Here is a 14,736-nt window from a genome sequence, read left to right on the forward strand (position 1 = left end):
ATGACCAAGTCCAAACGGGACCAGCGGTGCAACTTCTGCGGGAAGGCTCCCCATGAAGTGGAGCAGCTTCTCGCCGGTCCCTCCGCCTTCATCTGCAATGAGTGCGTCGAACAGGGTCAGCTCCAGCTCCGCATGAGCCGCCAGGGAGGCAAGACCTCCGACCCCCACAAGGGGCGCCTGGCACGGCCCAAGGAGATCAAGGCGTTCCTGGACGACTATGTGATCGGACAGGATGCCGCCAAGAAGCGCCTCTCCGTCGCGGTCTACAACCACTACAAGCGCATCATGGTGCCCAAGCGTGGCCTGGGAATCGCCACCGAGGTGGAACTGGCCAAGAGCAACATCATGCTCATCGGCCCCACGGGCACCGGCAAGACGCTCCTGGCCCAGACCCTGGCCCGTTTCCTCGACGTGCCCCTGGCCATGGCCGACGCCACCACCCTCACCGAGGCAGGCTATGTGGGCGAGGATGTGGAGAATATCCTCACCAAGCTCCTCCAGGCGGCCAATTACGACCTGGAGCGGGCTCAGCGGGGCATCGTCTTCATCGACGAGATCGACAAGGTGGGCCGCAAGAGCGAGAACCCCTCCATCACCCGTGATGTGAGCGGCGAAGGCGTCCAGCAGGCCCTCCTCAAGCTGGTGGAAGGCACCGTGGCTAATGTCCCCCCCCAGGGCGGCCGCAAGCACCCCCACCAGGAGTTCATCCAGGTGGACACCACCAACATCCTCTTCATCTGCGGCGGCGCCTTCGTGGGCCTTGAGGATGTCGTCAAGCAGCGCGTCCGGGCCAAGGCCGTGGGTTTCGGGGCCCAGGTGAGCAGCAAGGTGGACAAGGAAGAGTATCTGAAGCTGGTGGAGCCCGAGGATATCGTCAAGTACGGCCTGATCCCCGAACTGGTGGGCCGCCTCCCGGTGCTCGCCACCCTGGATCCCCTGGACCGCGAGGCCCTGGTGCGCATCCTCACTCAGCCCAAGAACGCCCTCACCAAGCAGTTCGCCAAGCTGCTGGACATGGACGATGTGGAACTCTCCTTCGAGGATTCCGCCCTGGAAGCCATCGCCGATCAAGCCATGACCCGCAAGCTCGGGGCCCGCGGCCTGCGCTCCATGCTGGAGCAGATCCTGCTCGAACCCATGTTCGAGCTGCCCAGCGAAGAGCGCACCGGCAAGACCCCCTTGCGCATCACCCGGGAACGGGTGCTGGAAGTGATGGGACTGCCTCCAGAAGAGGTCGAAGCCGCAGGGTAGAAAGCAACCCACGCGAAAAAAGGGGCACGGAGGGAAGCCGGAAAGGCATTCCATCCGCGCCCATTTTTTCGCCGGACCCTGGCCCTTTGGATCACAGGATCAGGAAGGGGCGTTTTTTAATCTTAATATCTATTTATCCTGTAAATCCTGTGTATCCTGTTCTTTTTTAAAACAGGATACACAGGATTTACAGGATAAAAGCAATATTTGCAACATAAAAGAAGCCACACACGGGCTTATGGCAACTTTGAGGCAGTCAGGGTTTAACAATAAATAAATCAATACAACTCGACACAACTCGACACAACTCGACTTGACTCGAAGACGGGACAGCCATCATCCAATGACAGGAATGGCTATCCTAGTGATCCTGGTCCCCCCGGGACCTGAACGAGCTGAAACCATGACCAACAAGACCCTCACCCTTCCCGCCATCCCCATCCGCGACATGGTCCTCTTTCCGGGGTCCCGGGTGCCCTTCGTCGTAGGGCGCCGAGCTTCGGTCCGCACCCTCGAGCAGGCCATCAAGGCCGGGGACCACCTCGTGCTCCTCACCCAGCGCGAGCCCAAGGAGGATGAGCCCAAGCAGGAGACCCTCTACGCCACTGGCACCCTGGCCCTGGTGGAATCCCTCATCGCCCTGCCCAAGGACTACTACAAGGTGGGGGTGAAGGGCATCGCCCGGGTGAAGCTGGAGCGCTACCTGGACCAGGATGAAGTCATCAAGGCCGAGGTGACCCTCCTGGACGAGCCCACCGCCCTGGGCGAAGCCCCCCTCCTGGCGACCTTCCATCAGACCGTCGAGAATCTCCTGGCCCGCAACGCCGATGCCAGCCGACTCCTCTCCATGGACCAGCTCAGGGAGCTCCCCCTCGGCAGGGCCGTGGATACGGTGGCAGGCCTGCTGCCGGTGGAGGTCAAGGAGAAGCAGAGCATCCTGGAGCAGCTGGAGATCGAGCCCCGGCTCCACACCTTCCTCAAACTGGTGGAGATGGACGCCGCCCGCCATGCCGTGGACCGGGAGGTGGAGGCCAAGACCCAGCAGCGCCTGGACGAGGATCACAAGCAGTACGTCCTCAACGAGAAGATGCGGGTCATCCAGCAAGAACTGGGCAAGAAGGGAGAGAAGGACGAGGGCACCCGGCTCAAGGAACGGATCCTGGAAGCCGGAATGAGCGAAGAGGCCGAGAAGAAGGCCCTGGAGGAACTGGAGCGGATGGAGGCCATGCCCCCCCAGAGCGCCGAGGCCACGGTTTCCCGCACCTACATCGACTGGCTCCTCGCCCTGCCCTGGAAAGCCACCGCCGAGGATCACCTGGACCTGGACGGCGCCGAACAGATCCTCGACGAGGACCACGCAGGCCTGGAGAAGGTCAAGGCCCGGGTCCTTGAGTACCTGGCAGTCATGCGCCGCCTGAAGGACAGCTCCAAGGGCGGCGGGCTCCGGGGCCCCATCCTCTGCCTGGTGGGCCCTCCAGGCGTGGGCAAGACCAGTCTGGCCCGCAGCATCGCCCGGGCCCTGAACCGCCCCTTCGTGCGCTTCTCCCTCGGCGGAGTGCGGGATGAGGCGGAGATCCGGGGACACCGCCGCACCTACATCGGGTCCATGCCCGGCCGCATCATCAGCCTCATGAAGAAGGCTGCGGTGCGCAATCCCCTCATGCTCCTGGACGAGATCGACAAGATGGCTTCGGATTACCGGGGAGATCCGGCCTCGGCCCTCCTGGAGGTCCTGGATCCAGAACAGAACGGCGCCTTCCAGGACCACTACCTGGACCTGGGCTTCGACCTGAGTCAGGTGATGTTCCTGTGCACCGCCAACGTGCGCCACAACATCCCGGCGGCCCTGGACGACCGCCTGGAGGTCATCGAACTGAGCGGCTACACCCTCAAGGAGAAGCTGGCCATCGCCCAGCAGCATCTGGTGCCCAAGTCCCTTGAGCGCCACGGCATGCAGGACATGGCGATCCACTTCCAGGATCCAGCCCTGGAGAAGATCATCCAGGCCTACACCAAGGAGGCCGGAGTCCGGCAACTGGAACGGGAGATCTCCGCCATCCTGAGAAAGCTGGCCCGTCACAGCCTCCAGCCCGACAAGGCTGACCAGGAACCCTTCGAACCCGAGGTGGGCCGGGAGCGTTTGCCCAAGCTCCTGGGACCCGAACACTTCCTGGAAACCCGCCCCGACGTCCAGGCCCTCCCGGGGGTAGTCAACGGCCTGGCCTGGACCTCCACCGGGGGCGATCTTCTCACCATCGAGGCCGCCACCCTTCCGGGCAAGGGCAATCTCAAGCTCACGGGCAAACTGGGGGAGGTCATGCAGGAGAGCGCCCAGATCGCCCTCTCTTTCGTGCGCACCCGGGCCGAGCGCCTCGGGCTGGCCCCGGACTTCATGGAGAAGCTGGAACTCCACGTCCATGTCCCCGAGGGGGCCATCCCCAAGGACGGTCCCAGCGCCGGGATCACCCTGGCCACGGCGCTGATCTCCGCCCTCACAGGCATCCCCGTACGGGGGGACCTGGCCATGACCGGTGAACTCACCCTCCGGGGCATGGTGCTCCCCATCGGAGGCCTCAAGGAGAAGCTCCTGGCGGCCCACCGGATGGGCTGCCGGGCCGTCCTCATCCCCAGCGAGAACGCCCGCCACCTGGAAGAGGTTCCCGCCGAGGTCCGGGAACAGCTCAGCATCCACCTCGTAAGCCACATGGACGAGGTGATCCCCCTGGCCTTGACCCGTCTCCCGGAGCCGAGGCGGAGTGGAGAGGCACCGGCCCAGGGAGCCAGCCCCAACAGCCCTCGGCCGTCGGCCACCCACTGAATGGATGACAAGATGGATTCACGAGCGGCGTCCCCACAGGCAGGCCCCAGCCGCAGTCTGGTTTTCATCCTCGCCCTCGTCACCGCCATGGGCGTGGCGAACCTCTACTACAACCAGCCCATGCTGGGGGTCATCGGCCGCAGCTTCCCGGGGGACACCACCACCCGATTGATCCCCACCCTCACGCTGCTGGGGTACGCGGTGGGCCTCCTGCTCCTGGTGCCCCTGGGGGACCTCTTCGAGCGCCGGAAGCTCATCCTGACCCAGTTCCTGGCCCTGGCGGTGACCCTCGGGTGCGCGGCTCTCGCGCCGGGCAGCTGGTCCCTGCTCACCATATCCTTTCTCATCGGTGCAGGCACCTCGGTGGTCCAGCAGATCGTGCCCCTGGCTGCGGCCCTCGCTCCAGAGGAGAAGCGGGGGGCCGTGGTCGGCGCAGTGATGAGCGGCCTCTTCTGCGGGATCCTTTTGAGTCGGACCCTGGCGGGCTTCGTCGCCGCCCACTGGGGCTGGCGGGCCATGTTCGGCATAGGTGTCCCTCTGGCCCTCCTGGGGGCCCTGTCCACCAGGATCCTGCCTTCCATCCGGCCCTCCGTCTCCATGGGCTACGGTTCCCTGATGGCCTCCGTGGGAAGACTCTGGCTTGAGGAGCCCCGCCTGAGGCGCGCCACGATCATCCAGGGCTGCCTCTTCGCCGTTTTCAACGCCTTCTGGACCACTCTCGCCCTGCACCTGGAGGCTCCCCCCCTCTCCCGGGGTGCGGATGTCGCAGGACTCTTCGGTATCGTGGGCACCGTTGGCATCATGGTGGCCCCCCTGGCTGGGCGGCAGGCAGACCGCCGGGGCGCCCGTTCGGTCGTGATGCTCGGCGCTGCATGCGCCCTCGTGGCCTGGCTGGTCATGCTGGGCTGGAGCAGCCTGGCGGGCCTGGTGGCCGGAGTCATCATCCTCGACTTCGGGGTGCAGAGCTCCCTGATCGCCCACCAGCAAATGGTCTACAGCCTCCGCCCCGAGGCCAAGAACCGCGTGAATACCCTCTTCATGGTGGGCATGTTCCTGGGGGGGAGCTTCGGCGCCGCCGCTGCCATGCTGGCCTGGAAGACCTACGGTTGGTGCGGCGTCGGCACCTTTGCCATCGCCCTCTGCCTTCTGGCCAGCCTCATCCTTCTCCTCGATCGCACGTCCTCCAAGGGGGGTTCCCCCCAGAGGTGAGGGGGAGCCCTTTCATTCTCCCAGCAGCCGGATGATGGCCCTGTAGTCCTCATCCCCCATGCCCCTGGCCCCGGCGGCCTCCAGGCACTGACGGGCGGCACTCAGGAGGGGGCTATTCTCCATCACCGAGGGGCTTGCGAATCAGGTCCTTGATCACCTCCCCAGCCATGATCATGCCCACCACCCCGGGAACAAACGAGACGCTGCCCGGGAGCTGACGGCGGGAGGTGATGGCAGGCTCGCCCTTCTTGGGGCAGCTGCAGTCCGCCGGGCATCCGGTGTCTTCCCCCTTGTCCGGCACCAGAGCCTCCTCCTGGGAGTAGACCACCTTGTGGTGGCGGATGCCCCGCTTGCGGAGCTCCTTGCGCAGGATCTTGGCCAGGGGGCAGTTGATGGTCTTGGAGAGGTCCGTCACCTCGAAGCCGGTGGGATCCAGCTTATTGCCGGCCCCCATGGCGCTGATGATGGGGATCTCGCGCCGCTTGGCCTCCTGGATCAGGTCCAGCTTGCCGGTGACCGTATCGATGCAGTCCAGGATGTAGTCGAATCCCTCCCCGATCAGCTCATCGGCCCTGCCGGGGTTGTAGAAGTCCCGGATCGCTTCGATCTTCGCCTCGGGATTGATCTCCAGCATCCGGGCCTTCATGGCCTCCACCTTGAACTGGCCGATGGTGCGCATGGTGGCGTGGAGCTGGCGGTTGAGATTGGTCTGGCAGATGCAGTCGTGATCCACCAGGACGAAGTGCCCCACCCCCGCCCGGACCAGGGCCTCGGCGGCGAAACTGCCAACCCCCCCCACGCCGAAGATGGCCACCCTGCTCCGCTGGAGCCGCTCCAGAGCCTCGGCCCCCAGCAGCAGTTCAGTCCTCGACAGCGCGTACGACATGCTTCCCCTCTTCAGGCCAGCCCTTCAGCTTACTCAAGGGACCGGCCCCGGCCAACCCGACACATTGCGCAGGGAGCCGGTCCAACCGAGATTGGTGGCGGGATCCGCCCATGCCCGACATGTCTCCCATCATCCTGGAACACTACTGGCTCCTGGCTCGCCGAGGCAATCTCGTGGCGCTGGGCTTGTATGCCGTCTTCCTGGCGGTATTCCTCGTCCTGGGGAACTGGCCCATGGCCCTGACCACTTGCGCCTTCCTGGCCACCCTTGGCTGGGCCCGCTCACGGATGCCATGGAGACACGCCGAGTGCCTGTTCACCTTCATCTGGATCACGACCCTGGCATTCTCGGCGGTGGCTGTCCTGGGGGTGGGCCGCGAGGCAGGTTTCCATTACTATGCCTTGACCCTCCTCTTCCTGGGCAATCCCGAAGGGCGAGACACCCTGATGGCCAAGTTCTTCCCGCCCATCCTGATGATGGGGTTCTACCTGGGTCTGGTGCCCTGGCTGGGATCCATGGCTCCCTGGTGGCCCCTGCCGACGGCCTCGATGCATGTGGTCGTCAAATTGAACGAAGCGGCCCTGTGCATCTTCATCGCCACCACAGCCTTCCACCACAACAAGGCCATCGCGACCATGACCCGAAGGCTGCTGGGAATGGCCAGCACGGACCCCTTGACGGGGCTCATGAACCGACGGCGGATGGAAGAGCTGGCAGCCATGGTCCAGAACAGTCATGAGCGCCACCAGCGGCCATTCACGGTCATCCTGGGGGACATCGATCACTTCAAGGCCATCAACGACCGCCATGGCCACTACGGCGGCGACCAGGCCCTGAAATCCGTCTCCGAATGCCTCCTGGGCTCGATCCGAGCCGAGGACCAAGTGGCCCGCTGGGGCGGCGAGGAGTTCCTGATCCTGCTCCCCGAAACCACCCTGGAGGCGGGTGTCGAGGCGGCGGAACGCATCCGGAGCCACCTCGCCCAGCTCGAGATCCGCTACGAAGGAGCGCTCATCCCTCTCACCATGACCTTCGGCCTCAGCCAGGGTGGCCCCACCGGGAGCTTTGCCCAGGCCCTGGGCCGGGCAGATGAGGCCCTCTATCGCGGCAAGGCGGCGGGAAGGAACCGGGTGGAAAGAGCCTAGCCACAAAAGCAGGCGCAACAGATGGACACCATCCGCTGCGCCTGCTGCGATGCGGCAGAACCTTACTGCGTCACGGTCAGGGGCGAAGTCTTGGGAGCGCCGATGAAGGTGGCCATGCTGTGGAACAGGTGAGTGTTGTCCAGGATGTCCGCGTTGTACCAGGTGCGATAGTTACTGCTGAGGGTGGTCAGAGCAGCAGTCGGCCCCTTGGCGTAGATGGTGACCAGTTCATTGGTGTGCCCGGTGGTGCCATAGGTCACATAGTTGGCCCGCTCGGTGGCATCCGTGGGGGGCAGATCGCCGATCCCCAGGGTATTGGTGGTGCTCAGGCGCATGAAGCTGTTGGAGTGGTCCGAGGTCACGATGAGGAGGGTGTTGGTCCAATCGATGTCATCGCCGGGCTGATCCACGTAGGAAACCACGGACTTCACGGTCTCATTGAGGTCATACATGCAGCCGATCATGTTCTCGTACTGGTTGGCATGGTTGGCCCAATCGATATCCCCCTGCTCGATCATGAGGAAGAAGCCCTTCTCGTTCTGGCTGAGGACCTTGAGCGCCGCGACGCTCGCATCCTTCAGCTCGGGATTCTCGTAGCTGCCGCGGGCGACGCTCGGCGAACCGGGGGTATCCGTGGGCACATGGTATTCGAAATTCCCACCGGCGCCGCCGTAGAGCCCGAAGAGCTTCTTGCCACCAGCCACCGCCGTGTCCGCCGCCTGGGCAAGGGTGATGCTGCCGTTCATCCCGGTGGCGCGTTCCGCGAAGACAAAGTCGGAGGAAGCCTTCAGGGTGTTGTGGAGGGACTGTGAGATATATCCCTTGGTCGTCGAATAAGCAGGATTGTCCAGAAGGGGATGCCCACCACCGATGACGACCTCGGGCTTGATGGTGCTGATGATCTCATCGGCGATGCCGGTCGTGGCGCTCTTGTAACCGATGTAGTAGTTGTTCCGGTTGACGTTGTGGCTCACGAAGCCAGCGGGGGTTGCATGGTTGAAGGGCACGGTGCTCACCACACCGATGGCCATGCCCCTCTCTTCGCGGGCGATCTCGGCGATGGTCTTGAGGCTGCCATTGTTGGCTGTCCGGTTGCCGCCGGTGCTGGGATCCCCGCTCAGCCAGGCGATATTGCCATCATCGGTCTTGTACCCCGTAGACATGGCCGTGGCGGCGCTGGCGCTGTCCGTGGCAGGCCACCCCAGGGTGCTGTTCAGGTAGAAGTAGGAGGAGTGATCCGCCGTATCCACGGGATAGGGGGCCACGCCTCCCAGGGTGATGTCGTAGCCCGTGGAGGCATCCACGGCCCCAGGGGCATAGGAGGCGGTACCGTTGAACGAGGCGTACTTGTTGTACGCAGTCACATCCCAGGTGGAGACATAGGACTGGAAGGGGAAGGCGTGGAAGGCCAGGCCGTCATCCGTCCCAGTCAGGTAACGGCTGGCAGCCACCTCATGCTCCATCTGCATACCGTCCCCGATGATGAGGATGACGTGCTTGGGACTTTGAACTTCCGTAGCGGCTTGTGAAGAACTGGAGGAACCGCCGCACCCGATGGTGGCAGAGGCCAGAATGGCAGCGAGAGCAGTCAGGGCGGTGATAGGTTTCTGCATGGGATCTCCGAAGTGATTACCCAAGGGTCCACCCCGATCATGAATTACAAACACACAGTACGTAACATCCTTGCTCCCACAACAAAGACTGGTCCCAAAGCCGAAGCCAGGGCCATCGGCTGAAGGCAGTCCACAGAAAGGGGTCCCTCAGCCCTGCCCCAGCACCCGCTCGATCCGCCCCTCCTGCATCAGGAGGTCCGTGAGCACCAGGGCCGTCATGGCTTCCAGCACCACAGGCACCCGGAGGGCGATGCAGGCGTCATGGCGTCCACCCACCGAGAGATCCGTCTGCTCCCCGGTGGTCATGTCCACGGTGCGCTGGACCGCATTGATGCTGGAGGTGGGCTTCACCGCCACCCGGAAGACCAGTTCATTGCCGTTGGAGATGCCCCCGTTGATGCCCCCGGAGCGGTTGGTCCGGGTGTGACCCTCCACGTTCTCGATGGCATCGTTGAACTCGCTGCCCCGGGCCTGGGCAGCGGCGAAACCATCCCCGAACTCGATGGCCTTGATGGCGGGGATGGAGAAGGCCCCATGGGCCAGGAGGGATTCCACGGAATCGAAGAAGGGTTCCCCAAGGCCCGCCGGAAGCCCCTTGACCCGGCACTCCACCAGTCCCCCGATGGAGTCCTCGGCGGCCATGGCCTCGGCCACCGCCTGGGGGATATCCTTGCGGCCTCCCACTTCCAGCAGGGTGGCCTCGATCTGGATGGGTTCCATCAGCTTCTTGGCGATGACCCCCGCAGCCACCAGCCCAGCCGTGAGCCGCCCGGAGAAGTGCCCGCTGCCACGCATATCCGCATAGCCTCCGTATTTCTTCTGGGCCACCCAGTCGGCATGGCCTGGACGAGGGGTGTTCTGTAGCCCCTCGTAGGCGCCGGATCGGGTGTTGCGGTTCTCAAAGAGGATGAGCAGTGGGGCTCCGGTGGTGCGCCCTTCGAAGAAACCCGCCTGGAGCATGGGCTTGTCCTCCTCCTGGCGGGGCGTCGTCCCCGGGGCCTTGCCCCCCTTGCGGCGCTCCATGTCCGCCGTGAAATCATCATCCGAGAGGACCAGCCCTGCGGGAACGCCGTCCAGGAGAACGCCCACACAGGCCCCGTGGGACTCGCCGAGGATGGAGATGCGGAAAAGCCGACCGAACGTGTTCATCAGAACTCCCTGTACGAAAAGTACACCGCCGGGCCATCTTTTCAAACCCTCCAACGGAAAAGGGGATCCCGCACGATGCGGGATCCCCCTGGAGGAGTGGAAATGATGGAATCGGAACCCGTCTTCAGGCCTCCTTGGCCACAGTGGCCTGGGCGCGGTTGTAGTCGACCAGGGCCGAGAAGAACTCTTCCACGTTGGCCTGGGGGCTGCCGGGGGGCACATCGCAACCGGTGGAGAGCACGAAGGTCTTGTAGGAGGCCGTCTTGGCCAGGAGCTCGGAGACCTTCTCGCGGACCATCTCGGTGCTGCCCATGCGCATGACATTGGAGGGATCAATGTTGCCGCAGGCCACCACATCGGCGGGGATCTGGGGCATGATCTCCATCATGTCCACCGCGTTGCCGAAGTGGAGCACCTTGGAGCCCGTTTCCACCATGGCAGGAACCTGCTTCACCGCGTGGCCGCAGTTGTGAAGCACCACGATGAAGTTCTCGTCCTGGACCTGGTCCACGATCTGCTTCACGTAGTCGAAGGCGAAGGTCTTGCACATGGCGGGGGAGAGCAGTCCGGCGGTGGGCTCGGCCATGACCACGCCGTTGGCACCGGCCTTCTTGAACTCCAGGATGTATTCCGTCACGTACTGGGTGCACTTGGCCATGAGGGTGTGGATCATCTCAGGGTCGCGGCGCACGGCGATCATGATCTGGGTGACATCGAAGAGGCGGCCCGCCAGGGAGAAGGGCCCGATGACGCCGCCCAGGGTGGGGCGATCGGTGATCTTCTCGGCGGCGAGTTCGGCGGCCTTCAGGTAGGCCTCGGTGCGCATCAGGCCGGCCTTGGGCACCTGGAGGGCTTCGATGGCGGCCTTGTCGGTGACGATGGGGGCGGTGACGGTGGGGGCCTCGTGGTCCGAGAACTTCACGGGGCTGCCGAAGGTCTCGGCCTCGGCGGAGAGATCCATGATGGTGATGGCGGCCGCAGAGGGGTACTTATCGGAGAGGGCTTTGATGCACTCGAACTGCACCTTGCCGTTGCAGACGATATCGATGATCCGTCCGCCGGTGAGGTCGGCACCGGGATAGGTGACGATGGGCAGGGCCTTCCGCTCGGGGGAAGCCAGGATTTCGTTGACCCACTGGTACATGTTGCGCTTCATGGTGTCCTCCAGATTTGCTCTCGATCTATCGAGATAATTTTCTCTAAAACTGGCTAAACTAGAGCTGACGCAACCGTAGTCGGTCAGCTGAACGCTTCTCGCTTGTCCCCAACCCCATCCGTTCCGGTCTGGTTCAGGGATTCTTGCTTCTGGTCATATCATCGGATCAACACCGGAAGCCTGCAATCTTTTTTGTGCGACAAAAGGTCAAGCATTTTACTTGCCTTAACAGAAACGGCGCCATCAGGCGCCGTTTCTGTTAAGACAAGTAAAGAATCAGGAGTGGCCTTGCAGGGTGGCCAGGTCCTCGAAGAACTCAGGATAGGACTTGGCCACACAGCCTTCCCCCTCGATGGCCACCCCGAACTGGGAGCGCAGGGCCGCTACAGCTGCGGCCATGGCGATGCGGTGATCGTTGTGGGAGTCCACGGTGGCACCTCTCAGCGGCCCGCCGGTAACGAGCATCAGGTTCCCCTGGACCTCCACCGCCGCCCCAAGGGCCCCCAATTCCTTGCACAGGGCCGCTGCGCGGTCGCTCTCCTTGTGCTTCAGCCGATCCACACCCAGGATCCGCGTTGTCCCCTCGCAATGGCAGGCCAGGGCCGCCAGGGGAGGAAAGAGATCGGGGCAGTCCGTGGCATCAAAGTCGAAGGCCCGCAGGTCGGTCCGGCGGACCCGCACAGCCCCCTGCTCCCATACAGGCACGGCCCCCGCGGCCTCCAGGGCAGCGAGGATGGCACGGTCCGCCTGGGCGGAGTGGGCCAGAAGCCCCTCCACCGTCACATCCCCGGCGATGGCCCCAGCCACCAGCAGGAAGGCAGCCCCGGACCAGTCCCCCTCCACATCCACCGTGGCGGCGCGGTAGGCTTGGCGACCGGGAATCCGGAAGCGGGAAAGATCCGCCGTCGCCTCCGCCTGGAGCCCAAAGGCTTTGAGAACATCCAGGGTCATCTGCACATAGGGGCCGCTGCGGAGGTTCTGGACCTCCAGTTCGCTGTCCCCCTGGGCCCTGGGCAGGGCCAGGAGCAGCCCGCTCAGGAACTGGCTACTGGAACTGCCATCCACGACGGCACGCCCGCCCCGAAGGGGGCCCTGGATGGTCACGGGAGGGCATCCCCCCCGGGTCTCCACCAGAACCCCGAACTGGCGCAGGGCGTCCACCACCATATCCACGGGACGGGTGGCCAGGGAGCCGTGCCCCGCCAGGGTTAGACGGCGATCGAAGAGGGCCGCCACGGCGGAAGTGGAGCGAAGGCAGAAGCCCGATTCCCCACAGTCCAGGAGATCACTGGCGGGCTGGCCCCCCCCGCGGATCAGGAGCTCCTGGCCCCGATCCTCCACCTGGGCCCCCAGGGCCTGGATCACCGAAAGACAGGCCCGCACATCTGCGGAACTGCCGGGGTTGAGGATGCGGCTCGTGCCCTCCGCCAGGGATGCGGCAATCAGGACGCGCTGGGCGTGGCTCTTGGAGGCGGGAGCCCGGAGGCGGCCCGACACGGGTCCCGGAGCGATCTGGATCATTCGCCTTCTCCCAGCAGCAGGTCTTCGGTATCCGCAAGTTCAAGGGGAGAGACTCGCCCCTTGCCGATGGACTCCAGCAGGATCCAGTGGATCTGCGTGCCGCGGCGCTTCTTGTCCTGGCGGATGGACTGGAGGGCGGTGCGGGTCTGCTCCGCGCCCACGCCCGTGGGGAGGCCAAGGCGCTCCAGGAGGCGCTGGATCCGCTCCGCGTCCTCGGCGGGAAGCCCCAGCTTCCGGACCGAAAGCCGCGCTGCAGCCACCATGCCCATGGCCACGGCCTCGCCGTGGGTCACGCTGCCCGGGGCAAGGGTCTGCTCCAGGGCATGCCCCAGGGTGTGGCCCAGGTTGAGGAGCATCCGGACACCGGTCTCCTCCTCATCCTCCTGGACAATCCGGGCCTTGACCGCCACGGCCCCGGCCGCAGCCCGGGCCAGGGCCTCGGGCTCCAGGGCCTCCACCCGCTCCCCTTCAAGCTCCAGCCACTCGAAGAGCTCGCGGTCCGCGATGGCAGCGGACTTCACGACTTCCGCGAGCCCGCAGCGGATTTCCCGGATCGGCAGGGTCGCCAGGGTCGTGGGATCCACCAGCACGAAGGAAGGCTGACGGATGACTCCCACCATGTTCTTGTAGCGATGGAAGTTGACACCGTTCTTGCCCCCGATGGCCGCGTCCACCTGGGCCAGGAGGGTGGTGGGAACGAGGCCGAAGCGCAGGCCCCGCATGTAGGTGGAGGCCGCGAAACCGGTGATGTCGCAGACGATACCGCCCCCGACGCCGATGATCAGGCTGGAACGGTCCAGCTCCCGTTCCAGGAAGGCCTCGTAGAGCCCCTCCACCGTGGCGAGGGTCTTGTTCGATTCTCCCAGGCCTACCTGAATCACATCGAAGCCCGCCAGGCGGTGCCCCTGGGCGGCAAAGACATTGGCGTCCGTGACCACGACCACACGACGCCCCTGGGCCAGAGCCTTCAAGTCTTCCAGCCGGGCATCCGTCAGGATGCGGCAGCTGCCCGTGGGGGCGGTGAGAATGCGTTCGTTCATAGCATTTTTCCTGTCATCTCAAAAGATCAACACAGAGGGCACGGAGAATAGGCGAACCCGATTAATAACTGTTTGGCTCGGCCGGAAAAGACATGAGCTGGGATGCATGGGATAAAAGGGATGAAAAACAGCTGACAGGCGGCTCGGCGCTCTGGCCAGGTTCAAGAAGGGCAAGGGGGCGGAGGCACGCGCGCGTGCCATAGCCCCCTCGCCCTTCTTGAACGCGTGCGGCTTTGCCGCGCGCCCCCGCATGGCGGGGCGGGCCGGAGCGCCTATGTAAACCATGGTTGCCCGCTGATTGCTTTATCCTGTTCATCCTGTTCATCCCAGCTGATTTCCTGATTCTCCGGCACACCCAAAGGTCAGTCCAATCCCACCTAGTGGATCAGTTCATGCCCCGAAGAAGCTCTTCAGCCGCTCCACGCCCTTCTCCAGCTCGGCACTCGGCGCGGCAATGGAGAGCCTCAGGTGGCCCGGCGCCCCGAAGGCTCCGCCGCTGAGGGTCTTGACCCCGGCCTCGTCCCGGAGCCGGGCCACCAGCTCGCCATCGCTGGCGACCCCATGGCTGGCCATCCATTCGGAGGCGTCAGGGAATAGGTAGAGGGCGCCCTGGGGAAGCTGCACCGCAACCCCAGGCAGACCGGAAAGGGCCGCGTGGGCGCGGTCCCGGCGGACCCGCAGGGACTCCACCGTTGAACGAAGCCGCTCCGCGGCGGGGGTGGCGCCGTGTGGCGGGCCCGCGCAGTAAGAAAGCTAGCAATTCCATGTAAATGAAGGCTCCTTGGTCATCGCGATGTTGACGCATCGCCAGACGACTGTCAAGCGACATGAAAATTAACCCACCCGGCGACACGAATATTGACCCCCTTGTTGTATGAGCCCGTGGGGTGTCTGGAGCGTAGGCCGTAGGCCGAAGCGGAGGACACCCCACTGGGTGCGGCTCAGGTG

The 14,736-nt window shown here is 64.5% G+C and carries 11 protein-coding genes; 4 read left to right on the forward strand and 7 right to left on the reverse strand.

Annotated features, from left to right (window positions below):
- From clpX to HOLFODRAFT_RS0217180, 3 genes are all read left to right on the forward strand, one after another.
- Positions 1 to 1,251 carry an ATP-dependent Clp protease ATP-binding subunit ClpX gene (gene clpX, locus HOLFODRAFT_RS22065; RefSeq protein WP_005033369.1) on the forward strand — a complete coding sequence of 417 codons (1,251 nt, stop codon included), beginning with the start codon at positions 1 to 3 and terminating at the stop codon, positions 1,249 to 1,251.
- Between the two features lie 403 nt (positions 1,252 to 1,654).
- Positions 1,655 to 4,069, forward strand: coding sequence for an endopeptidase La (gene lon, locus HOLFODRAFT_RS22070; RefSeq protein WP_005033367.1), 2,415 nt, complete (start codon positions 1,655 to 1,657; stop codon positions 4,067 to 4,069).
- A gap of 12 nt (positions 4,070 to 4,081) precedes the next feature.
- Positions 4,082 to 5,278, forward strand: coding sequence for an MFS transporter (locus HOLFODRAFT_RS0217180; protein WP_005033365.1), 1,197 nt, complete (start codon positions 4,082 to 4,084; stop codon positions 5,276 to 5,278).
- 112 nt (positions 5,279 to 5,390) lie between these two features.
- Here the strand turns inward: HOLFODRAFT_RS0217180 and HOLFODRAFT_RS0217190 are convergent, their stop codons facing one another.
- Positions 5,391 to 6,164 (reverse strand): tRNA threonylcarbamoyladenosine dehydratase, encoded by a 774-nt coding sequence (locus tag HOLFODRAFT_RS0217190; RefSeq protein ID WP_005033362.1) that lies wholly within the window; start codon positions 6,162 to 6,164, stop codon positions 5,391 to 5,393.
- A gap of 110 nt (positions 6,165 to 6,274) precedes the next feature.
- Between HOLFODRAFT_RS0217190 and HOLFODRAFT_RS0217195 the strand changes: the two genes are divergently transcribed.
- The gene (locus HOLFODRAFT_RS0217195) at positions 6,275 to 7,309 is read left to right on the forward strand and encodes a GGDEF domain-containing protein (protein WP_005033359.1); all 1,035 of its coding nucleotides are present in this window, start codon (positions 6,275 to 6,277) and stop codon (positions 7,307 to 7,309) included.
- A gap of 62 nt (positions 7,310 to 7,371) precedes the next feature.
- Here the strand turns inward: HOLFODRAFT_RS0217195 and HOLFODRAFT_RS0217200 are convergent, their stop codons facing one another.
- The 6 genes from HOLFODRAFT_RS0217200 to HOLFODRAFT_RS0217225 form a co-directional block, all read right to left on the reverse strand.
- A complete protein-coding gene (locus HOLFODRAFT_RS0217200) occupies positions 7,372 to 8,922 on the reverse strand; it encodes an alkaline phosphatase (protein WP_005033357.1) in 1,551 nt (516 codons plus the stop codon).
- Positions 8,923 to 9,069: 147 nt separating this feature from the next.
- Positions 9,070 to 10,071: a chorismate synthase gene (locus tag HOLFODRAFT_RS0217205; protein WP_005033354.1), complete on the reverse strand. Its 1,002-nt coding sequence runs from the start codon at positions 10,069 to 10,071 to the stop codon at positions 9,070 to 9,072.
- A gap of 124 nt (positions 10,072 to 10,195) precedes the next feature.
- The gene (locus HOLFODRAFT_RS0217210; protein ID WP_005033352.1) at positions 10,196 to 11,227 is read right to left on the reverse strand and encodes a uroporphyrinogen decarboxylase family protein; all 1,032 of its coding nucleotides are present in this window, start codon (positions 11,225 to 11,227) and stop codon (positions 10,196 to 10,198) included.
- 276 nt (positions 11,228 to 11,503) lie between these two features.
- Positions 11,504 to 12,748 carry a 3-phosphoshikimate 1-carboxyvinyltransferase gene (aroA, locus tag HOLFODRAFT_RS0217215; RefSeq protein WP_005033349.1) on the reverse strand — a complete coding sequence of 415 codons (1,245 nt, stop codon included), beginning with the start codon at positions 12,746 to 12,748 and terminating at the stop codon, positions 11,504 to 11,506.
- Positions 12,745 to 13,788 carry a 3-dehydroquinate synthase gene (aroB, locus tag HOLFODRAFT_RS22075; protein WP_005033346.1) on the reverse strand — a complete coding sequence of 348 codons (1,044 nt, stop codon included), beginning with the start codon at positions 13,786 to 13,788 and terminating at the stop codon, positions 12,745 to 12,747. Before aroB ends, aroA begins: the two co-directional genes overlap by 4 nt.
- A 390-nt stretch (positions 13,789 to 14,178) precedes the next feature.
- Positions 14,179 to 14,478 carry an aminotransferase class I/II-fold pyridoxal phosphate-dependent enzyme gene (locus tag HOLFODRAFT_RS0217225; RefSeq protein WP_005033344.1) on the reverse strand — a complete coding sequence of 100 codons (300 nt, stop codon included), beginning with the start codon at positions 14,476 to 14,478 and terminating at the stop codon, positions 14,179 to 14,181.
- Positions 14,479 to 14,736: the final 258 nt, after the last annotated feature.

The organism is Holophaga foetida DSM 6591 (assembly GCF_000242615.2).
In the GTDB taxonomy this organism is placed as follows: domain Bacteria; phylum Acidobacteriota; class Holophagae; order Holophagales; family Holophagaceae; genus Holophaga; species Holophaga foetida.

Excerpts from the sequence above, each read along its gene's own strand:
- HOLFODRAFT_RS0217190 (WP_005033362.1), bottom strand. The coding sequence starts at position 6,164 with ATGTCGTACGCGCTGTCGAGGACTGAACTGCTGCTGGGGGCCGAGGCT.
- HOLFODRAFT_RS0217205 (WP_005033354.1), bottom strand. The coding sequence starts at position 10,071 with ATGAACACGTTCGGTCGGCTTTTCCGCATCTCCATCCTCGGCGAGTCC.
- aroA (WP_005033349.1), bottom strand. The coding sequence starts at position 12,748 with ATGATCCAGATCGCTCCGGGACCCGTGTCGGGCCGCCTCCGGGCTCCC.
- clpX (WP_005033369.1), top strand. The coding sequence starts at position 1 with ATGACCAAGTCCAAACGGGACCAGCGGTGCAACTTCTGCGGGAAGGCT.
- HOLFODRAFT_RS0217195 (WP_005033359.1), top strand. The coding sequence starts at position 6,275 with ATGCCCGACATGTCTCCCATCATCCTGGAACACTACTGGCTCCTGGCT.
- HOLFODRAFT_RS0217180 (WP_005033365.1), top strand. The coding sequence starts at position 4,082 with ATGGATTCACGAGCGGCGTCCCCACAGGCAGGCCCCAGCCGCAGTCTG.
- HOLFODRAFT_RS0217200 (WP_005033357.1), bottom strand. The coding sequence starts at position 8,922 with ATGCAGAAACCTATCACCGCCCTGACTGCTCTCGCTGCCATTCTGGCC.
- lon (WP_005033367.1), top strand. The coding sequence starts at position 1,655 with ATGACCAACAAGACCCTCACCCTTCCCGCCATCCCCATCCGCGACATG.
- aroB (WP_005033346.1), bottom strand. The coding sequence starts at position 13,788 with ATGAACGAACGCATTCTCACCGCCCCCACGGGCAGCTGCCGCATCCTG.
- HOLFODRAFT_RS0217210 (WP_005033352.1), bottom strand. The coding sequence starts at position 11,227 with ATGAAGCGCAACATGTACCAGTGGGTCAACGAAATCCTGGCTTCCCCC.